We start from the raw sequence: 18,320 nt of genomic DNA, 5'->3' as shown, positions 1-18,320 counted from the left end.
ATGTTGAATGTTTAAATTAATTTTTTAATGTATTTAGTTAATAATATTATGTTGATATAATGCATAAATCCGATGGTAAGAATGATGATTGCTGATTTGGTCGCAATGATTTCAATAAGTTGATTTCTAGTTTGAATTTTTTCCCATGAAATGATTGTCATCGCACAATAACCCAAATTCAATAAATAATAACCAATTAGAAGCGTTTTGTTTATTTGAAGACACAATTCTTCATGATTCGGAATCAATTGCGACACAAAAATATTTCCGTTATCGTAGCATAATTTTCCAACTTTGATGATAATTACGCTGGTGAGACTTAGATAAATTAAATATCCTATGATGTTGAGGTTCATTTGATTTTTATTTTATTTTCTACACTTACTTTTGAACCTTTTGCTAAAATTATTGAAGTTGGAATTAAGTCTTTCATAAATGCAAATTCATCTCCATATGTGGCTTTAAAATCTACATCAATTTTAGAGTTCAATACGTTATATTGTTTCCAAATTGGATGTTTCACTTCATACTCAAACGTTTTTGTGTGGTTTACTTTTGTATAACCGAAATAATGTTCAGTAATAAATTGCGCTTCAGAATTTTCTTCAATTTTTATTAATTTTTTTTCTGTTTCTAGAGCAATTGAATGCCATTTTTGTTCTTTCTTCCATTCATAAGTGAAATTAAAAGTGTTTTCGTTTTCTATCATTTTATGTTTCATTGGTAAAGTTTCGTAGTTTTCTTTAAAAACAGTATTGGCCACAATTTTTAATGCTAGTTTAGGAACAATTTCTTTTATAAAAACAACGCCTCGTTTCCATTTCCCTTCTTCAAAACGTTTCACATAAAATCGTAAATTGACTTCTTCGAAATTAGTATGTAAAGGAATTTTTAAACCTAGAAGTTTCACATCTTCAAACATAAATCCGACTAAACTGATATAACATTTGTTGTCCCAAAAATCTAATTCGGTTCCGTTTGGTACATATTTTTCTAAAATTTTAGCGTCAATTTTATAATTGATTAAAGCTAAGTTGGTCCATTTTGCGGTTAAAAAGCTCATGATTAAATTTTATTAATTAGGTAAATTAGATAAATTGATAAGAGATAGGGTGCAACTATTACTACTGAAAAAAACTCAAAAGATAATAGTTCAATAATTTCAAATTTAAATGTCAGAAACATTAATACTAAATTTATAGCCACTAGAATCCAGTATACAATTACTTGTGTTTTGAGTTTGCTGTAAATTTTTATTGAAGAATAAATATTATAAACACCTAAAGTAATCATAAAAATTGGGCCTAACCAAAATGTAAGCCAAAGTAAAACACTTAACAATAGTAATAAAGGGTTGTATGTTTTTAAATTATTCATTTTGTTTCTTTTTGGTTGTAAATAATATAGGTTAAGAAAAAGATTAACAAAATTGGAATGATAAATAACCAGTTCATTGTATGTCTGTCCCAAATAATAAAGAAAGATATTACGATTGCGAAATAAATATAAATCAATTTGTTTTTCGGAAAAGTAACTAAAAAGAATAGTGCTGCAATTACTTGTAAAAAACCAGTAACAGCTAATCCATATCCACCTAATAGCAGAAATAATAAGGCGATCATATTAATTACTTTTATAACTTTAAATGGTAGAATCATAATTAGTGGTATTATATTTTGAATCTGAAAAACTACAATAATGAACATATAAATTATATAACGCAATTAGAATGCAGAAGTAAAAAAAATCTCGAAAAATAAATTTGAAGAATAAAATTACAAGAAACCAATATACTAAGTAAAATGCTGCTACTATCTTGTTGTATATTACAGCGTAAATTGTCACTAATATTGATATGAATACTTGATATATTCCAAGAAATAAAAGAAAAGAGATATCTGCATTATCAATATAATTAAATATAAATTTAAAAGCGGTGAAGACTAAAGCTATACTAGTTAAAATTATATTCACGGTGAAACTAAACTTTTTCATAATTCTTTTTATTTTTAAACTTTCAGAAAAAAATGAAAGTTTTAATTAAATTTTTTTATTTCATAAACTTGACTAAAATCTGCGCCAACCAATTGTCTTTGTATTCTGTGATTTTATCTAAAACGTTATCCGCTTTTAGTACGAAATCATATAATTTTTTAGTTTGATCAACGAAATGTTTTTCTTCAGAAGTGGCATTGGCAGAAATTGAAGAAACTTCTTTTAAAACTTTTAATGCGGGTTTAATTTCTCTTTTACTTCTTTCTTTGGAGATTTTTACGGCTAATTCGTCCAAATCTTTTTCGGCGGTGAAAAATTCTCTTCTTTCGCCTGCTTTGTATTCTTTATACACAATTCCCCAATCCATCAAAGCACGAATATTCATGCTGGCGTTGCCACGAGAAATTTGTAATTCTTCCATAATCTCTTCCATAGAAATCGCTTCGCTAGAAACCATCAACAAAGCATGAATTTGCGCCATCGTTTTGTTAATTCCCCATTGAGAACCTAACGCTCCCCAAGTTTGTACGAATTTATTTTTAGCTTCTTTGAATTTCATTTATTGCTTTTATTGTTTTTTAATGGTCAAATGCAAATCGCATTGAAAAAATGCTCATTGTCATTTTATGGTTTATCTAATTTGATAGTACAAAGATATATAAAAGTTTTTAAACTTTCAAAAAAAAATGAAAGTTTGTTTTAAAAAGAAACCGAAGTGATTTTCTTCGGCTTCTAAATATCTAAAATTTAGTAATCTAAATCAACCCAGCTCTTTTCAACAAAGCATCTGGTTTAGGTTCTTGTCCTCGGAAATTTTTGTATAACGTCATTGGATGATCTGTTCCGCCTTTTGACAAAACATTATCTTTAAATTTAGTTGCGACATCTTTATTGAAAATCCCATTTTCTTGGAAATAGGCGAACGCATCGGCATCTAAAACTTCTGCCCATTTATAACTGTAGTATCCTGAAGAATAGCCGCCTTGAAAAATATGTGAAAACGAAACACTCATACAATTTTCAGCAACATCTGGAAATAATGACGTGTCGCCCATGGCTTGTTTTTCAAACGTTTTTACATTTTCAATAACTTGATTTTTTCCATGGTATTCCATATCTAATAAACCAAAACTCAATTGACGTAACGTTGCCATTCCTTCTAAGAAACTCGCTGATTCTTTGATTTTTTCGACATATTCTTGTGGAATTATTTCACCCGTTTCATAGTGTTTCGCAAACAATGCCAATGCTTCTGGTTCGTAACACCAGTTTTCCATAACTTGTGATGGTAATTCCACAAAATCCCAAAAAACAGATGTTCCAGAAAGGCTAGGGTAGGTGGTGTTCGCAAACATGCCGTGTAATCCGTGACCGAATTCGTGAAACAATGTCGTTACTTCATTAAACGTTAATAATGATGGTTTCGTTGCTGTTGGCGGAGTGAAATTGCACACATTGGAAACATGTGGTCTTTCGTTTGTTCCTTCTTTTATATATTGTGGTTTGAAAGATGTCATCCAAGCGCCATTTCGTTTTCCTTTTCTTGGAAAGAAATCGGTGTAAAAAATTGCCACTAAGTTTTTATTCTCATCTAAAACTTCAAAAGTTTGAACATCTGGATGGTATTTGTCAATATCGAAAACTTCGTTAAAGGTGATTCCAAAAAGTTTTTCTGCTATTGTAAACGCACCATTTAAAACGTTTTCTAATTTGAAATACGGTTTCAACACTTCGTCATCCAAATTGAATAATTTTTGTTTCAATTTTTCTGAATAATAAGCTGAATCCCATTTTTCTAAGTGTTCAATTCCGTCTAATTCCTTCGCGAAAGTTGCTAATTGTTCAAATTCTTTTTTAGCAGCTGGTTTGGCTTTTTCTAAAATATCATTCAAAAACGATAATACTTTAGTAGGATTTTGAGCCATTCGTTCTTCTAAAACAAAATGGGCATGCGTTTCATAACCCAATAAATTAGCACGTTCATGACGAAGTGAAACAATTTTCTTAGTAATTTCTTCGTTATTGTATTCGTTATTTTGAAAAGCTTTTTTACCGTAAGAAATCGCCATGTTTTTACGTAACTCTCTATTTTCAATATAAGTGACAAACGGAATATAACTTGGAAAATCTAAAGTAAACATCCAACCTGTTTCATTTTTCAATTTGGCTAAATCGGCTGCAGCTTCTTTTGCGCCATCAGGTAAACCTTTTAAATCGGCTTCATTGGTAATGTGCAATTGAAAATTATTGGTTTCTGCTAACGTGTTTTCACCAAAAGTCAATTGTAATTTAGCTAATTCGGTATCAATTTCACGTAAACGTAATTTTTTATCTTCCGAAAGTAAAGCTCCGTTTCGGGCAAAACCTTTATATTTTTTATCTAATAGAGTAGCTTGTTCAGTTGTCAGATCTAAATTCGCTCTGTTCTCATAAACTGATTTCACTCTTTTAAACAATTCTTCATTTAAAGCAATATCGTTTCCGAATTCCGTAATTAACGGCGTCACTTCTTGTGCGATTTTTTGCATTTCATCTGAAGTTTCTGCCGAATTCAAATTAAAAAAAATACTTGATAGTCGGTCTAATGTTTCTCCTGAAAAATCTAAGGCTTCAATCGTGTTTTCAAACGTTGGATTTTCAGTTGAATGGATGATATTGTCAATTTCTAAACGCGCCTTTTCGATGTTTTCAAGGAAAGCGGGCAGGTAGTCTTCCGTTTTTAGTATTGAAAAGGGAGCGGTATTGTATTTTGTGTTGAATTTTTGAGTTAAAACTGACATATGTATATGTTTTAAGTAATTTCTTTGATTTTTTTATGATTTCGGAAGCCCTTATTTTATTGGGGTTTTGAAAATAATTCAATATTTTAACAAAAATAACCGATGAAATGCTTGTTTTTACCGACAAAGCGTATATCTTTGTAAAAGAAATAAAGCGATATATCGCCCTTTTTTCCCCAAAAGAGAATTTTTTTTATAGTTGTCACTTAATTGTGAATAGATTTTTGGCTCCGACTTAGTAATAAGTCGGAGTTTTTTATTTCTTCAAGTTTTCTGAAGCTTTTAAAACCGTATCGCGTAAGCCTTCTTTGTAAAAAATAATTTTATCCAACACACATTTATCTGAACTTCCGATAATTTGTGCCGCTAAAATTCCAGCGTTTTTCGCGCCATTTAAAGCAACTGTTGCTACTGGAACACCACCTGGCATTTGTAAAATGGATAAAACAGAATCCCAACCATCAATAGAATTACTTGATTTTACAGGCACTCCAATTACTGGAAGTGGACTCATAGAAGCGACCATTCCAGGTAAATGTGCCGCGCCACCAGCTCCAGCAATAATGACTGAAATACCACGAGTATGTGCGTTTTTACTAAAATCGAATAATTTTTCTGGCGTTCTGTGTGCTGAAACAATATCGACTTCAATTTCAATATCAAATCCTTTTAAAATGTCTATGGCTTCTTGCATGACAGGCATATCCGAAATGCTTCCCATTATGATGGCTACTTTACTCATTGATTGTTATTTTTAGTTTGTTGTTTATAGTTTATAAAAGCTATTATAATAAAACAGATTATAAAATTGTAAATTATGTTTATGAAATGTGCACCATGTAATAAAGTTCTTTCATCACATTCGCCTTTAACTTCAAATTGATAATACATTTCAAATGGAAAACCAATTGTTAAATTTGGAGATATACTATTAAGTCTTGAATTAATCATCGAATATGATAATGATAAAAAAGAAATCACACAAAATAAAACAAAAGCTTGTAATGTTATTTTTAAAATATTTTTCATCATAGTAAACTGTTAACTGCGACTGAAACCTGCGACTGAAAACTGCGACTGAATACTAATTACTGAACACTGATAACTCTAATACTATTCTTCACTTCTTCGGCAATTTTTCTGGCTTCTGTCATGTCTTCATTTACGATAGTCACGTGTCCCATTTTTCTGAATGGTCGCGTTTCTTTTTTACCGTAAATATGAGGTGTTACACCATCAATGGCCATTATTTTTTCAATATTTTCATAAATAACTGGACCAGAAAAACCTTCTTCCCCAACCAAATTTACCATAATTCCAGCGACTTTACTATCGGTATTTCCTAAAGGTAAGTTTAAAACCGAACGCAAATGGTTTTCAAATTGCGAAGTATAACTCGCTTCAATGGTGTGATGTCCTGAATTATGTGGTCTTGGTGCGACTTCGTTTACTAAAATATCGTCTGATTCTGTTTGAAACATTTCTACAGCCAATAATCCAACATGATTGAAAGCTTGTGAAACTTGTAAAGCCGTTTCAATAGCTAATTGTGCTACTTTTTCATCGATTCTAGCTGGGCAAATTACATATTCCACTTGATTCGCTTCTGGATGAAATTCCATTTCCACAACTGGGTAGGTTTTTACATCACCATTTGCATTTCTGGCAACAATCACAGCTAATTCGTTTTTAAACGGAACCATTTCTTCCGCAATACATTCGACTTCTGGTAAATGCATTAAATCCATAGTAGAACGACAAATTTTCACACCATTACCATCGTAACCAAATTGGGCGCATTTCCAAACAAAAGGAAATTCTAATTCGTCATTCTCTAAAGATTTTTTCAAATCATTTAAATCTACAAATCTTTGGTGTTTTGATGTTGGAATGTTATTATCCACATAAAAATCTTTTTGTTTTCCTTTGTTTTGAATTAATCGCAACGTTTTTGGTGAAGGAAAAACAATATGACCTTCTTCTTCTAATGTATCTAAAGCCTCTAAATTTACATTTTCAATTTCAATCGTTATGGCATGACACATTTTACCAAATTGATAAACCGTTTCATAATCCATTAAACTTCCAGTAAAAAACTTATTCGCGCCGAATTGTGCTGGTGCTTCGTTACTTGGGTCTAAAACAAGAGTGGTGATGTCGAATTTACGAGTTTCGGTAAGTAGCATTTTACCTAATTGGCCGCCTCCTAAAATTCCTAATTTAAAATCTGAAGAAAAATAATTCATTAGTTGTTATTGTTGTGTTTGCGCAAAGATACTAATTTGAATTTGTTTCGCAATTGGCATTTATTTTAGTTTCTTTAAAATATCTTTTGCTGCTTCTTTGTAGGCTGCGGAATGATTGGGGTAATCTTGCGAAAGTATCATTTTTAATTCTTCATTTATCCACGAATGTTTTTTACCAAAATTGTGCAAAGCTCTCATGGAATAGGCTTTTGAAGCTACTTTTTCATCTTGAATTAACCAATCTAAACAGGTTTCAATGATTTTTGTTTCTTGGTTTTCTGATAGTTTTATGGTTTTCGATTTAGATAAAAACAGACATATTTTAGAAACCGGGCGAATTGCAGAATCGTTTTTGTAAACGGGAATTTTTGCAATAAAATCATCTAAAAATGGCAAAATAAGTTCTAGTTTTAGTTCGAAAATTAATTCTAAACTCCAACAAGCTTTAACATGAATTTTGTCGTTTTCGTTCAGCGCAATTTCCATTAAAAATTTAAGTTTTTCTGGATTTTGAATTACATAATCGCGAATAAATTCTCGATTTAATCGATGTGCCGTACTTTCTTCTACAAGTTTATAAAAAGCTAAATTCATTCAGTAAAAATAATCATTTTTTAAAAAAAGCACTATTTATATTTTTATATGTTCAATAGTTTGTAAATTTGCCGTTTATTTTAACTACAACAACACAATGATTAATATCGTTTTATTCGGTAAGCCGGGTGCTGGTAAAGGAACACAGGCGGAATTTTTAAAAGAGAAATACACTTTGACACATTTGTCAACTGGTGATATTTTTAGATTTAACATCAAAAATGAAACAGAATTAGGTCTTTTAGCAAAAACCTTCATGGATAAAGGGGATTTGGTTCCAGATTCTGTAACGATTCAAATGTTACAAAGTGAAGTGGAAAAAAATCCAGAATCTAAAGGGTTTTTATTTGATGGATTTCCAAGAACTATTGCACAAGCGGAAGCTTTAGATGTGTTTTTAGAATCTAAAAATGATAAAATTACAGCTACTGTTGCTTTAGAAGCAGATGATGAAATTTTAGTAAAACGTTTGTTAGAAAGAGGGAAAACTTCTGGAAGACCAGACGATCAAGATGAAGAAAAAATAAGAAATAGATACCAAGAATATAACGAAAAAACTGCACCTTTAATGGACTATTATAGGTCTCAAGGTAAGTTTTATGCTGTGAATGGAATTGGTACAATTGAAGAAATTACAGAACGATTAAGTACAATAATCGATAAATTTTAATTATATTGCATTTAAATTCAACTACATAAAAATTGGAAATAGTCATAATATTCTTGTTGATACTACTCAATGGAATTTTCTCCATGTCAGAGATCGCACTCATATCAGCAAGAAAAAACAGGTTAGAAACCGCTGCCAAAAAAGGCAACACGAGTGCAAAAACAGCTTTAGATTTAGCTAATTCACCTAACAAATTTTTGTCGACGGTGCAAATTGGTATTACCTTAATTGGTATTTTAACCGGTATTTATTCTGGAGCAAAAATTACAACTGATGTGGAAACATTTTTCGCATCATATACCTTAACTTTTCCATATGCACATTCTTTAGCAGTAGGTGTGGTGGTAGTTATTTTAACTTTCTTTTCTCTTGTTTTTGGAGAATTATTACCAAAAAGAATCGGTTTAAATTATCCAGAAGCTATTGCAAAATCAGTAGCCGTTCCAATGAAAGTGATGTCCATTGCGACAGCACCTTTTATTTGGTTGTTAACCACTTCAACAGATTTTATTCTTAAAGTATTTAAAATAAAACCAACAGCTGACGGAAAAGTTACCGAAGAAGAAATTAAAGCGATTATTAAAGAAGGTACCGAAGTAGGTGAAGTTCAAGAAATTGAACAAGACATTGTGGAACGTGTTTTTCATATTGGTGACCGAAAAGTTAATTCTTTAATGACACACAGAAAAAGCATTGTGTATTTGGCTTTAGACGAAAGTTATGAAGAATTAAAAACAAAAATATTAAACGAATTACACTCTGTATATCCAGTTTGTAGCGAAAATTTAGATGAAGTTATTGGTGTAGTTTTATTGAAAGATTTATTTGCGAATATTGAAAAAGGCGATTTCGATTTGCAAAAAATCATGATTGATCCAGTATATTTTATTGAACATACTTCGGCATATAAAGCTTTAGAGAATTTCAAAAAATCAAAAGTGCATTATGCTTTAGTTACTGATGAATATGGTATTTTTCAAGGAATTATTACTTTAAATGATATTTTAGAAGCGTTAGTGGGCGATGCTGCCGATTTTTACGATGAAGAATTTCAATTAGTAGTCAGAGAAGATGGCAGTTGGTTAGTAGATGGACATTATTCTTTACATGATTTTATGACGTATTTCGATTTAGATGATATGCTAAACGATTATGAAGTAACCACTGTGAGCGGCTTAATGATTACTGAATTAGGAAGTATTCCAAAACAAGGTGAAAAATTAATATGGAATAAATTAGAGTTTGAAGTAATGGATATGGATGGTGTTAAAATTGATAAAATTCTAATAAAAGCAATTACAGAATAACTTTTTTAAAACATAAATGAAACAGCTTGAAATGGATAACATTCTGAGCTGTTTTTTCTATTTAAATAAATAAGGTAAAAAACGTATCTTTGCCAAATAAATATAATTAAAGAATAAAAATAGTTTGAATGCCAGTTTCATATAAAAGATGAAAACTGAAAAATTTAAACTGAAAACAAAATAAAATGACAGAAGGAAATTTCGTAGACTACGTAAAAATATATGTTGCATCTGGTAAAGGCGGGAAGGGATCTTCTCACTTACACAGAGAAAAATTTATTGAAAAAGGTGGTCCAGATGGTGGAGACGGTGGACGTGGTGGTCATGTAGTTATTAGAGGAAGTAAAAATTTGTGGACTTTATTCCATTTAAAATTTTTGCGCCATGTGAAATCGGGTCACGGTGGTGATGGAGGAAGCAGTAGAAGTACAGGTCATGATGGTGAAGATAAATTTATTGAAGTTCCATTAGGAACTGTGGTAAAAGATAAAGAAACGGGTGAAATTTTATTCGAAATTACAGATGATGGAGAAACTAAAATTTTAGCACGTGGTGGAAAAGGTGGTTTAGGAAACTGGAATTTCAGAAGTTCTACCAACCAAACGCCTCGATATGCACAACCTGGAATTCCTGGTGAAGAAGTAGATGTAATTTTAGAATTAAAAGTACTAGCAGATGTTGGTTTAGTTGGATTTCCAAATGCTGGAAAATCGACTTTATTATCAGTATTAACATCAGCAAAACCAAAGATTGCTGATTATGCTTTTACCACTTTAAAACCGAATTTAGGAATTGTTGCTTACCGTGATTTTCAATCATTTGTAATTGCTGATATTCCTGGAATTATTGAAGGCGCAGCTGAAGGTAAAGGTTTAGGGCATTATTTCTTACGTCACATTGAAAGAAACTCTACCTTATTATTTTTAGTTCCTGCAGATGCAGATGATATTAAAAAGGAATACGAAATTCTTTTAGACGAATTAAGACGTTACAATCCTGAAATGTTAGATAAAGACAGGTTGTTAGTAATTTCTAAATGCGATATGTTAGATGAAGAATTGCAGCAAGAAATGAAGCAACAATTAGATAAAGAACTTAAAGGTCTTGATTATATGTTTATTTCGTCTGTGGCACAACAAGGTTTAACGGAATTGAAAGACAAATTGTGGAAAATGTTAAATATATAACTTTTAACAAACTATTTTTTATATTTAAAAAGCGCCCTAATTTTCAGAGCGCTTTTTTTTATGTTTAAAAGTTAAAATTTTCTTAACGCTTTTTATTGATTACTGAAAATTTAGATTTTTTTTTAAAAATAAAGTATATTCGCATCGCAAATAACAAACTATTTTACGAAATCTGTAAATGCAGGTTTCAAAATTTAAACTTAACTAATTATGAAAAAATTTATTGTATCCTTAGTGGCTGCATTTATGCTAATCCCATTTAGTGTAAAGGCTGACGAAGGAATGTGGTTTTTAATGTTTATTGAAAGACTAAACCACCGCGATATGCAAAAAATGGGGTTACAATTAACACCACAAGAAATTTACAGTATTAACAATCACAGTTTAAAAGATGCTATCGTGCAATTTAACGGAGGTTGTACTGCCGAATTAATTTCTAAAGACGGATTAGTATTAACAAATCACCACTGTGGTTATGATGCTATTGCTGAATTATCTTCTGCTGAAAAAAACTATTTAAAAGATGGTTACTGGGCAGCAAATAAAAAAGAAGAATTAAAACCTTCTAGTTTATTTGTACGTTTCTTCGTTCGTATGGACGATTGTTCAAAAAGAATTTTATCTGTTGTGAACCCAAGTATGAGTGAAGCAGACAGAGAAAAAGCAATCAATCAAGAAATTGCAAAAATCGAAAAAGAAAATAACGAAGGTGGAAAATATACCGTTTCTGTTCGTCCATTTTTCCAAGGGAATGAATATTACTATTTCGTTTACCAAGATTATAAAGATGTACGTTTAGTTGGAACTCCTCCAGAAAGTTTAGGAAAATTTGGTGGAGATACAGACAACTGGGAATGGCCACGTCATACTGCAGATTTCTCTATGTTCAGAATTTATGCAGATGCGAATGGTAATCCAGCAGACTATTCAGCGAACAATGTTCCTTTAAAACCAAAACACCACTTACCAGTTAATTTAGGTGGAGTAAAAGAAAATGATTTCGCTATGATTTTAGGTTATCCAGGTCGTACAAACCGTTGGATGCCAGCAGGTGGAATTGAGCAAAACGTAAAATTTGCTTATCCAGCTTGGGTTGAAGGTTCTAAAACAGGAATGGACAACATGAAAAAATACATGGTTCAATCTGATGCTTTAAACTTAATTTATGCTTCAAAATTTGCAGGAGTTGCTAACTACTGGAAAAACCGTCAAGGTATGATTGATGCGTTAACAAAATTTGGTACAGCTAAATCTAAAGCTGCTCAAGAAGCTAAATTTAACAAATGGGCGAACCAACCAGCTAACAAAGCAAAATATGGAAATGTTGTAGCTACAATTAATAAATTTTATGGAATGACGAATGAAAAATCTCGTCATGATAACTATTTACAACAATTATTCAGAACGTCTGCTTTCGGAACTGTAAGCAGAACTTTAGGAAAACAATTAGATTTCTATGCAAAAGCTGATGCTGCAAAACGTGCAGAATTGGCTCCAGGTATTTTAGAAACTGCCACTGATATGTTCAAAGAATTACATATCCCTGCTGAAAAAGATATCTTAGCAGCTCAATTAGGATTGTATTCTAAAAAAGCGGGTTATACTTTAGCACCAATGGTTGAAAAATTAGCTAAAGAAAACAATGGCGATTTTACAAAATATGTAAACGCAGCTTTCGATTTAAGTATTTTTACTTCTGTAGACAGAATTAAAGCGTTCTTAGATTTACCAAGTGAAGCGATGTTAACAAATGATCCTTTATATGTTTTATCAAATGATTTAACAGCTCATATTGGTAAAAGAAGTGATGAGTTAATGAAAGCTCAAAACGATTTCGGAGCTTCTTTCCGTTTATTGGTAGAAGGTTTAAGAGAATCTAAAATTGGTACTACTTTATATCCAGATGCGAATTCAACATTACGTTTAACTTACGGAAAAGTTCGTTCTTTACCAGCTGATAAAAGAAATGATGCATCAATTAACAACTACACAACTTTAGCAGGACAAGTAAAAAAATACAAAAAAGGGGATTTAGAATTTGATTTACCAACGCGTCTTTTAGATATGAACGCTAAAAAAGAATTTGGTCGTTATGCAGATAAAGACGGTTCTTTACACGTAAATTTCTTAACAGATAATGACATTACAGGTGGGAATTCTGGTTCTCCAGTATTAAACGGAAAAGGAGAATTAATCGGTTTAGCTTTTGATGGAAACATTGAAGCCATGGCTGGTGATGTTATTTTCGATAGAAACTTACAAAGAACAATTAACGTAGATATCCGTTATGTACTTTGGGTTATTGAAAATTTCTCTGGTGCAAAACACATTGTTGATGAAATGACTTTAGTGAAGTAATTCATAATGTTTTATAAATAGTAAAAGAGTCTCGAGCAATCGGGACTTTTTTTGTTTTCTATAGTTTTAATTGTCATCCTGAGCTTGTCGAAGGGTTGGGCGTTCCCTTTCAGGTCGTGCTGTCCACTATATCTTTTTATTTTATTGCTTTTTTTATTAAAGCAAAAAACAAAAAGGATGCCGTTCCCATCACTAACGCAAATCCAGTTTTCAAAACAAATCTAAACTTAACCACAATCTTTTCATGCTGAAAGCATCTCACACAAGCCTTAATCTCCATCCAATCCCTACAAACTTTGTCATTCCAATCTAAGGAGGAATCTCATAATCTACATCCATAATGCTTTACCACAATCTTTTCATGCTGAAAGCATCTCACACAAGCCTTAATCTCCATCCAATCCCTACAAACTTTGTCATTCCGATCTAAGGAGGATTTTCATAATCCCAAATCACAATTCGTAAATCCCAAATCGAAATAACCTTTGGCGCAATCGAAGTAAGCTTTGGTTCAATCGAAGTAAGCTTTGGCTCAATCGAAATAACCTTTGGCGCAATCGAAGTAAGCCTTGGCTCAATCGAAGTAACCTTTGGCTTAATCGAAACAAACATAGTTCAAACAAAAAACTCCCAACCTGATAACAAGTTAGGAGTTTTAATGTGTTTTTATAGAAAGAACGTAATTCGTAAATTCAAAATCGTAAATCTATTCTCTCTACAAATTATCTATTTCTTCCTGAACAATTTCCCAATCCGATAATAACTTGTCTAATTCTGCTTTTTTCTTGTTGTAAGCGGTGAAAAACGAAGCGTTTTCCACATGTTTATCGTAATTAGATGCTAATTCTTTATCGTCATTTTGAATGTCGATTTCTAATTGCTTAATTTGACTTTCAATTTTAGATAATCTATTTAATAAAGATTTATTTTTCTTCTGATCTTCATAAGAAGCTTTAGAGTTGTTGGAAGCCGAAACTTCTTTTTTCTCAATATCTTTTTTCTCTACTTCACGCATGTTTTCCAAGTTGCGTTGTTCTAAGAAATAATTGATATCACCTAAATATTCTTTGATTTTTTGGTCTTTGAATTCGTATACTAAATTCGACATATCTTGTAAAAAATCTCTATCGTGAGAAACGAGTAGGAGTGTGCCTTCATATTTTTGAAGAGCGGCTTTTAATACATTTTTCGATTTAATATCTAAGTGATTCGTTGGCTCATCCATCACCAAAACGTTGATAGGTTGCAACAATAACTTGCATAAAGCCAAACGATTACGCTCACCTCCAGAAAGTACTTTTACTTTTTTCTCTACATCATCACCACGGAACAAAAACGAACCTAACATATCTCGAACTTTCGCACGATTGGTATCCGTTGCCGCTTCTTCCATAGTTTGAAGCAAAGTAATTTCACCATCTAAGTATTCCGCCTGATTTTGGGCAAAATATCCGACTTGGACATTATGACCTAATTTTATTTCACCTTCATATTCAAATTCGTTCACAATCGCTTTAATAAAAGTCGATTTTCCTTGACCATTTTGACCTACAAACGCAATTTTACTACCACGTTCCACTAAAAGAGAAATGTCTTTTAAAATGGTTTTGTCGCCGTATGCTTTTGTTACATGTTCGGCTTCAATCACCACTCTTCCCGGAACTTTTGAAACGGGGAACGAAATATTCATCACCGAATTATCGTCTTCATCAACTTCAATTCGTTCTACTTTATCTAATTTTTTAATTAAAGATTGCGCCATCGATGCTTTAGAAGCTTTGGCACGGAATTTCTCAATTAATTTTTCTGTTTCTTCAATTTTCTTAGCTTGGTTTTTCTGAGTCGCCAATTGTTTTTCACGAATTTCATGACGTAATTCTAAATATTGAGAATACGGTTTGTTGAAATCATAGGCTTTTCCTAAGGAAATTTCAATCGTACGATTCGTTACATTATCTAAAAACATTTTATCGTGCGATACTATAACCACAACACCAGGATAATTTCGTAAAAAACTTTCTAACCAAATGATACTTTCAATATCCAAGTGATTGGTTGGCTCATCTAAAAGTAAGATGTCATTCGCTTGAAGTAACAGTTTTGCTAATTCAATACGCATACGCCATCCACCAGAAAACGTTTCTGTTTGATCGTTAAAAACTTCACGTTTAAAACCTAAACCTAATAATATTTTTTCAGTATCACCGACATAATTATAACCACCATGAATTTCATATTGGTGCTGGTAATCACTTAATTGCTGAATTAATTCTGAATACGCTTCACTTTCATAATCCGTTCTAGTCACCAATTGATGATTGATTTCTTCAATCTTCGCTTCGTAAAGTTTGATTTCCTTGAACGCTTGGTAGGCTTCTTCTAAAACCGTTCTCCCAGCTTCAAAATCAATATCTTGGCGTAAAAACCCAATACGAACTTCTTTTTCAGTTGCAATTTGCCCAGAATCAGGTTTGAAATCGCCAGCCAAAATTTTAAGCATGGTCGATTTTCCCGCACCATTTTTTCCAACTAAACCGACTCTGTCGCCAGCGCCCATTCTAAAGGTTACTTCTTCAAATAAATACGTTCCACCAAAGGAAACAGAAAGATTATGTATATTCAGCATGTTTTTTTTCTAATAGTCTGCAAAAGTACTACTCTTATCTTACCTTTGCATTAAAATTATTGAAATGTTTGGTAAAGGTTCTAAAATTTATGCGATGATAACTGGTTGTTGTCCAAAATGTCACGAGGAAAGTATGTATTTTGATGGAAATCCATTTAATTTAAACAAAGTTTATGCTATGCACGAAAAATGCACGCAATGTGGATTAGTTTATAGTATTGAACCTTCTTTTTTTTATGGTGCAATGTATGTTAGTTATGGTTTAGGAGTTGCTTTTTCAGTTGCCGCTTTTGTAGTTTCTTATTTGTTTTTTGAATCGTCATTAAAGACTTCTTTTATTGCAATTGTCATTACTTTATTGGTTATGATGCCAATTATGATGCGTGTATCTAGAAATATTTGGATTAATATTTTTATTGATTTTGATAAGAATTGGAAATCAAAATTATCTAAATAACTTTTTATAAATTCTATTGATTGAAATTTCGTTGTCTAATTCCATATTGTTTTCTATATACTGATATAATTTATCTGATAAATAAGGTGCGAAAAGTACGCCTCTTGTTCCCATTCCATTTAAAATATAGATGTTTTTTTCTGCAAAGTGTCTACCTAAAAGTGGTCGTCTATCTTTTACAGTTGGTCTGATTCCTGCTAAATGTTCAATAATTTCAAATTCGCAAGAAATTAATTCTTTTAAATTGGAAAGTAATTCTTTTTTACCTGCTTCGGTTTTAGTTGTGGTTTTGTCTTCCCAATTATAAGTCGCACCAACTTTATACAAATCATTTCCGATAGGTAAAATCCAAATGCTTGAATTAATGATTTCGTTTAAATCTAAGTTCTCCGCTTTGATAATAAAAAGTTCCCCCTTTGTTCCATCTAATGGCAAATTATTGAAATAGGGATTGCTATGTATACCGAAACCTTCTGCAAAAACAATTTGTTTGGCTTTGATGTTTTTATAATGAATGTGATTTTCTTCAGCAACTAATTTAGAATAATCAAATGTTTCTTGTAAATAACTTTTTTCCGAAATTAAAAATGTAGTATATGTTTCTTTCAATTTTTTGGTATCTAAAAAGCCAGTATGATTTACTTTTCCGAATTTGTAGTTATTTGATACAAATTCATTTTCTAAAGTTTCTAAATTGATGTTTAGGTAATTAGATAGGGTAGGTTTGTCTGAAGCTGTAAACCAATTGTTTTGTTCTTCTATTGAATTCAGTTTTCTTAAAAGTGGAATTTCAAATAGAAATTTTTCGTTTAATTTTTCTTCTAAATTTTTATAAAAAGGAATAGAGATTTCAAGTTGTGCTTCCGCTTCCCAAATTTTTGTAAATCTTTTTAAAACTACAGGATTGTATAATCCACCAGCAATGGTTGTGGAGTTTTGTGAGTTGTCATTGATTACCATAATTGTTTTATGGTTCAATAAACAGGTTTCTGCAAAAGAAATTCCGGCTAAACCAGAACCAATAATAAGATAATCGACTTCCATTATTTTGTATGATAGAAATGCAAATTTACATAAATTTTTTGGTTTCATTTGCTATTATGAAATTGCTTCGTGCTTGCAATGACAAAGTAATTAAACAAAAAAAAACTCTTACCGAAGTAAGAGTTTTTGTATTATGATTGGAGAAATATTTTAATTAGTAATTCCACATATCTAATTCGAAATTACGTATTTTTTCTTTTACTCTTTCAGATTCTAATAATTGCATTTGAGAATTTTCCTTCATGTAATCTTTAATTAATCTGTCTCCGTATACATTTTCCTCTAAGTAAATTACTGCCCCAAAACGACGAGCATTTAAAATATGGTCAAAAGAGAATGGCATCGCTGAGTTTTTTTCATTGAAAGCATTTGCTCCATGTAAAACTTCTCTAGCTGCTGGGAAATAAACCCAGAATAATTCAATTGGTGGTTCGTTTTTACCAGCTTCAGAGTTCATTGTGTAAACATCTGGAACTAATGGACAAATTCCCATTAATCTGTATTTTAATTCACCTTGACGTTTGTCAAAATACCAAAACCCTTTGATTTTGTATCCCTGAACATCAATAGCTTTGATTTCAGTTTTTACAATGTATTCTTCTGAAACTTTTGTTGCACCAGCATTTAATTCTTCAATACCTTGGTCAGTAGTATCTGTAAATACTAATGATTTTTCAATATCATCTAAAGTTTTTTTAGCTGTAAAGTATCCAGAATCGTATACTTCAGTGATTTTTTTGTCTCTCATTGCTTGAGTCAATACATCATATAAAGGTTTTCTATCTGGACCTAAATCTCCTTCAATTGGATAATACATAGGAAAATTAACTCTTTGATTTACATCAATAATTTCCCAAACTGTTTTACCCATTAGGATATCTCTATCACCTACGTAACCGTAAGGTAATGGTTTGTCATTATCTGCATTTAATTCTGCTTCCGTTTTTTTACCGATTTCAGCAGGTGTTTTTGCGTTTAGTAAGTTAGATTGAGCGAACGAAAACGTGCTTACACTAAATACTGCTACTAATAAAAAATTTCTCCAATTCATTTTTT

Annotated in this window: 17 protein-coding genes; 5 read left to right on the top strand and 12 right to left on the bottom strand. The window is 31.4% G+C overall.

Features of this window, described 5'->3' with window-relative positions:
- Nucleotides 1-11 precede the first annotated feature (11 nt).
- The 9 genes from G6N05_RS13380 to G6N05_RS13340 form a co-directional block, all read right to left on the bottom strand.
- Nucleotides 12-356: a hypothetical protein gene (locus G6N05_RS13380; RefSeq protein WP_166130513.1), complete on the bottom strand. Its 345-nt coding sequence runs from the start codon at nucleotides 354-356 to the stop codon at nucleotides 12-14.
- Nucleotides 353-1,063, bottom strand: a complete 711-nt coding sequence (locus tag G6N05_RS13375; RefSeq protein ID WP_166130508.1) for a YqjF family protein — start codon at nucleotides 1,061-1,063, stop codon at nucleotides 353-355. The genes G6N05_RS13380 and G6N05_RS13375 overlap by 4 nt, the downstream gene beginning before the upstream one ends.
- A 310-nt stretch (nucleotides 1,064-1,373) precedes the next feature.
- Nucleotides 1,374-1,658 carry a hypothetical protein gene (locus G6N05_RS13370; protein ID WP_166130503.1) on the bottom strand — a complete coding sequence of 95 codons (285 nt, stop codon included), beginning with the start codon at nucleotides 1,656-1,658 and terminating at the stop codon, nucleotides 1,374-1,376.
- 392 nt (nucleotides 1,659-2,050) lie between these two features.
- Nucleotides 2,051-2,554 (bottom strand): GbsR/MarR family transcriptional regulator, encoded by a 504-nt coding sequence (locus G6N05_RS13365; protein ID WP_166130498.1) that lies wholly within the window; start codon nucleotides 2,552-2,554, stop codon nucleotides 2,051-2,053.
- A gap of 196 nt (nucleotides 2,555-2,750) precedes the next feature.
- Nucleotides 2,751-4,775 carry a M3 family metallopeptidase gene (locus G6N05_RS13360; protein WP_166130492.1) on the bottom strand — a complete coding sequence of 675 codons (2,025 nt, stop codon included), beginning with the start codon at nucleotides 4,773-4,775 and terminating at the stop codon, nucleotides 2,751-2,753.
- A 256-nt stretch (nucleotides 4,776-5,031) separates the two neighbouring features.
- Nucleotides 5,032-5,517: a 5-(carboxyamino)imidazole ribonucleotide mutase gene (purE, locus tag G6N05_RS13355; RefSeq protein WP_166130488.1), complete on the bottom strand. Its 486-nt coding sequence runs from the start codon at nucleotides 5,515-5,517 to the stop codon at nucleotides 5,032-5,034.
- Complete coding sequence (locus G6N05_RS13350; RefSeq protein ID WP_187003032.1) at nucleotides 5,514-5,807, bottom strand: hypothetical protein; 294 nt, start codon at nucleotides 5,805-5,807, stop codon at nucleotides 5,514-5,516. Before G6N05_RS13350 ends, purE begins: the two co-directional genes overlap by 4 nt.
- A gap of 56 nt (nucleotides 5,808-5,863) precedes the next feature.
- On the bottom strand, nucleotides 5,864-7,021 hold the full coding sequence (locus G6N05_RS13345) for a 5-(carboxyamino)imidazole ribonucleotide synthase (RefSeq protein ID WP_166130481.1): 1,158 nt from the start codon (nucleotides 7,019-7,021) through the stop codon (nucleotides 5,864-5,866).
- A 60-nt stretch (nucleotides 7,022-7,081) separates the two neighbouring features.
- Nucleotides 7,082-7,615, bottom strand: a complete 534-nt coding sequence (locus G6N05_RS13340; protein WP_166130476.1) for a hypothetical protein — start codon at nucleotides 7,613-7,615, stop codon at nucleotides 7,082-7,084.
- Between the two features lie 97 nt (nucleotides 7,616-7,712).
- Here G6N05_RS13340 and G6N05_RS13335 point away from each other — a divergent pair, with 97 nt between their 5' ends.
- The 4 genes from G6N05_RS13335 (at nucleotide 7,713) to G6N05_RS13320 (ending at nucleotide 13,137) form a co-directional block, all read left to right on the top strand.
- The gene (locus tag G6N05_RS13335) at nucleotides 7,713-8,285 is read left to right on the top strand and encodes an adenylate kinase (protein ID WP_166130472.1); all 573 of its coding nucleotides are present in this window, start codon (nucleotides 7,713-7,715) and stop codon (nucleotides 8,283-8,285) included.
- Nucleotides 8,286-8,317: 32 nt separating this feature from the next.
- On the top strand, nucleotides 8,318-9,592 hold the full coding sequence (locus G6N05_RS13330) for a hemolysin family protein (RefSeq protein WP_166130469.1): 1,275 nt from the start codon (nucleotides 8,318-8,320) through the stop codon (nucleotides 9,590-9,592).
- Nucleotides 9,593-9,777: 185 nt separating this feature from the next.
- Nucleotides 9,778-10,779, top strand: a complete 1,002-nt coding sequence (gene obgE / locus G6N05_RS13325) for a GTPase ObgE (RefSeq protein ID WP_166130464.1) — start codon at nucleotides 9,778-9,780, stop codon at nucleotides 10,777-10,779.
- 210 nt (nucleotides 10,780-10,989) lie between these two features.
- A complete protein-coding gene (locus tag G6N05_RS13320; RefSeq protein WP_166130460.1) occupies nucleotides 10,990-13,137 on the top strand; it encodes a S46 family peptidase in 2,148 nt (715 codons plus the stop codon).
- Between the two features lie 715 nt (nucleotides 13,138-13,852).
- Here the strand turns inward: G6N05_RS13320 and G6N05_RS13315 are convergent.
- Nucleotides 13,853-15,763 carry an ABC-F family ATP-binding cassette domain-containing protein gene (locus G6N05_RS13315; protein ID WP_166130455.1) on the bottom strand — a complete coding sequence of 637 codons (1,911 nt, stop codon included), beginning with the start codon at nucleotides 15,761-15,763 and terminating at the stop codon, nucleotides 13,853-13,855.
- A 64-nt stretch (nucleotides 15,764-15,827) separates the two neighbouring features.
- Between G6N05_RS13315 and G6N05_RS13310 the strand changes: the two genes are divergently transcribed.
- A complete protein-coding gene (locus G6N05_RS13310) occupies nucleotides 15,828-16,220 on the top strand; it encodes a DUF983 domain-containing protein (protein WP_166130452.1) in 393 nt (130 codons plus the stop codon).
- On the opposite strand, the gene G6N05_RS13305 is transcribed toward G6N05_RS13310, so the two are convergent.
- A complete protein-coding gene (locus G6N05_RS13305) occupies nucleotides 16,209-17,264 on the bottom strand; it encodes an NAD(P)/FAD-dependent oxidoreductase (protein ID WP_166130769.1) in 1,056 nt (351 codons plus the stop codon). The genes G6N05_RS13310 and G6N05_RS13305 overlap by 12 nt on opposite strands.
- Before the next feature lie 154 nt (nucleotides 17,265-17,418).
- The gene (porN, locus tag G6N05_RS13300; RefSeq protein ID WP_166130448.1) at nucleotides 17,419-18,315 is read right to left on the bottom strand and encodes a type IX secretion system ring subunit PorN/GldN; all 897 of its coding nucleotides are present in this window, start codon (nucleotides 18,313-18,315) and stop codon (nucleotides 17,419-17,421) included.
- Between the last annotated feature and the right edge of the window lie 5 nt (nucleotides 18,316-18,320).

This window comes from Flavobacterium bernardetii, assembly GCF_011305415.1.
GTDB classification, from domain to species: Bacteria; Bacteroidota; Bacteroidia; order Flavobacteriales; family Flavobacteriaceae; genus Flavobacterium; species Flavobacterium bernardetii.
Note: the sequence above shows the minus strand (reverse complement) of the source record. Positions and strands in the feature narration are given on the sequence as shown.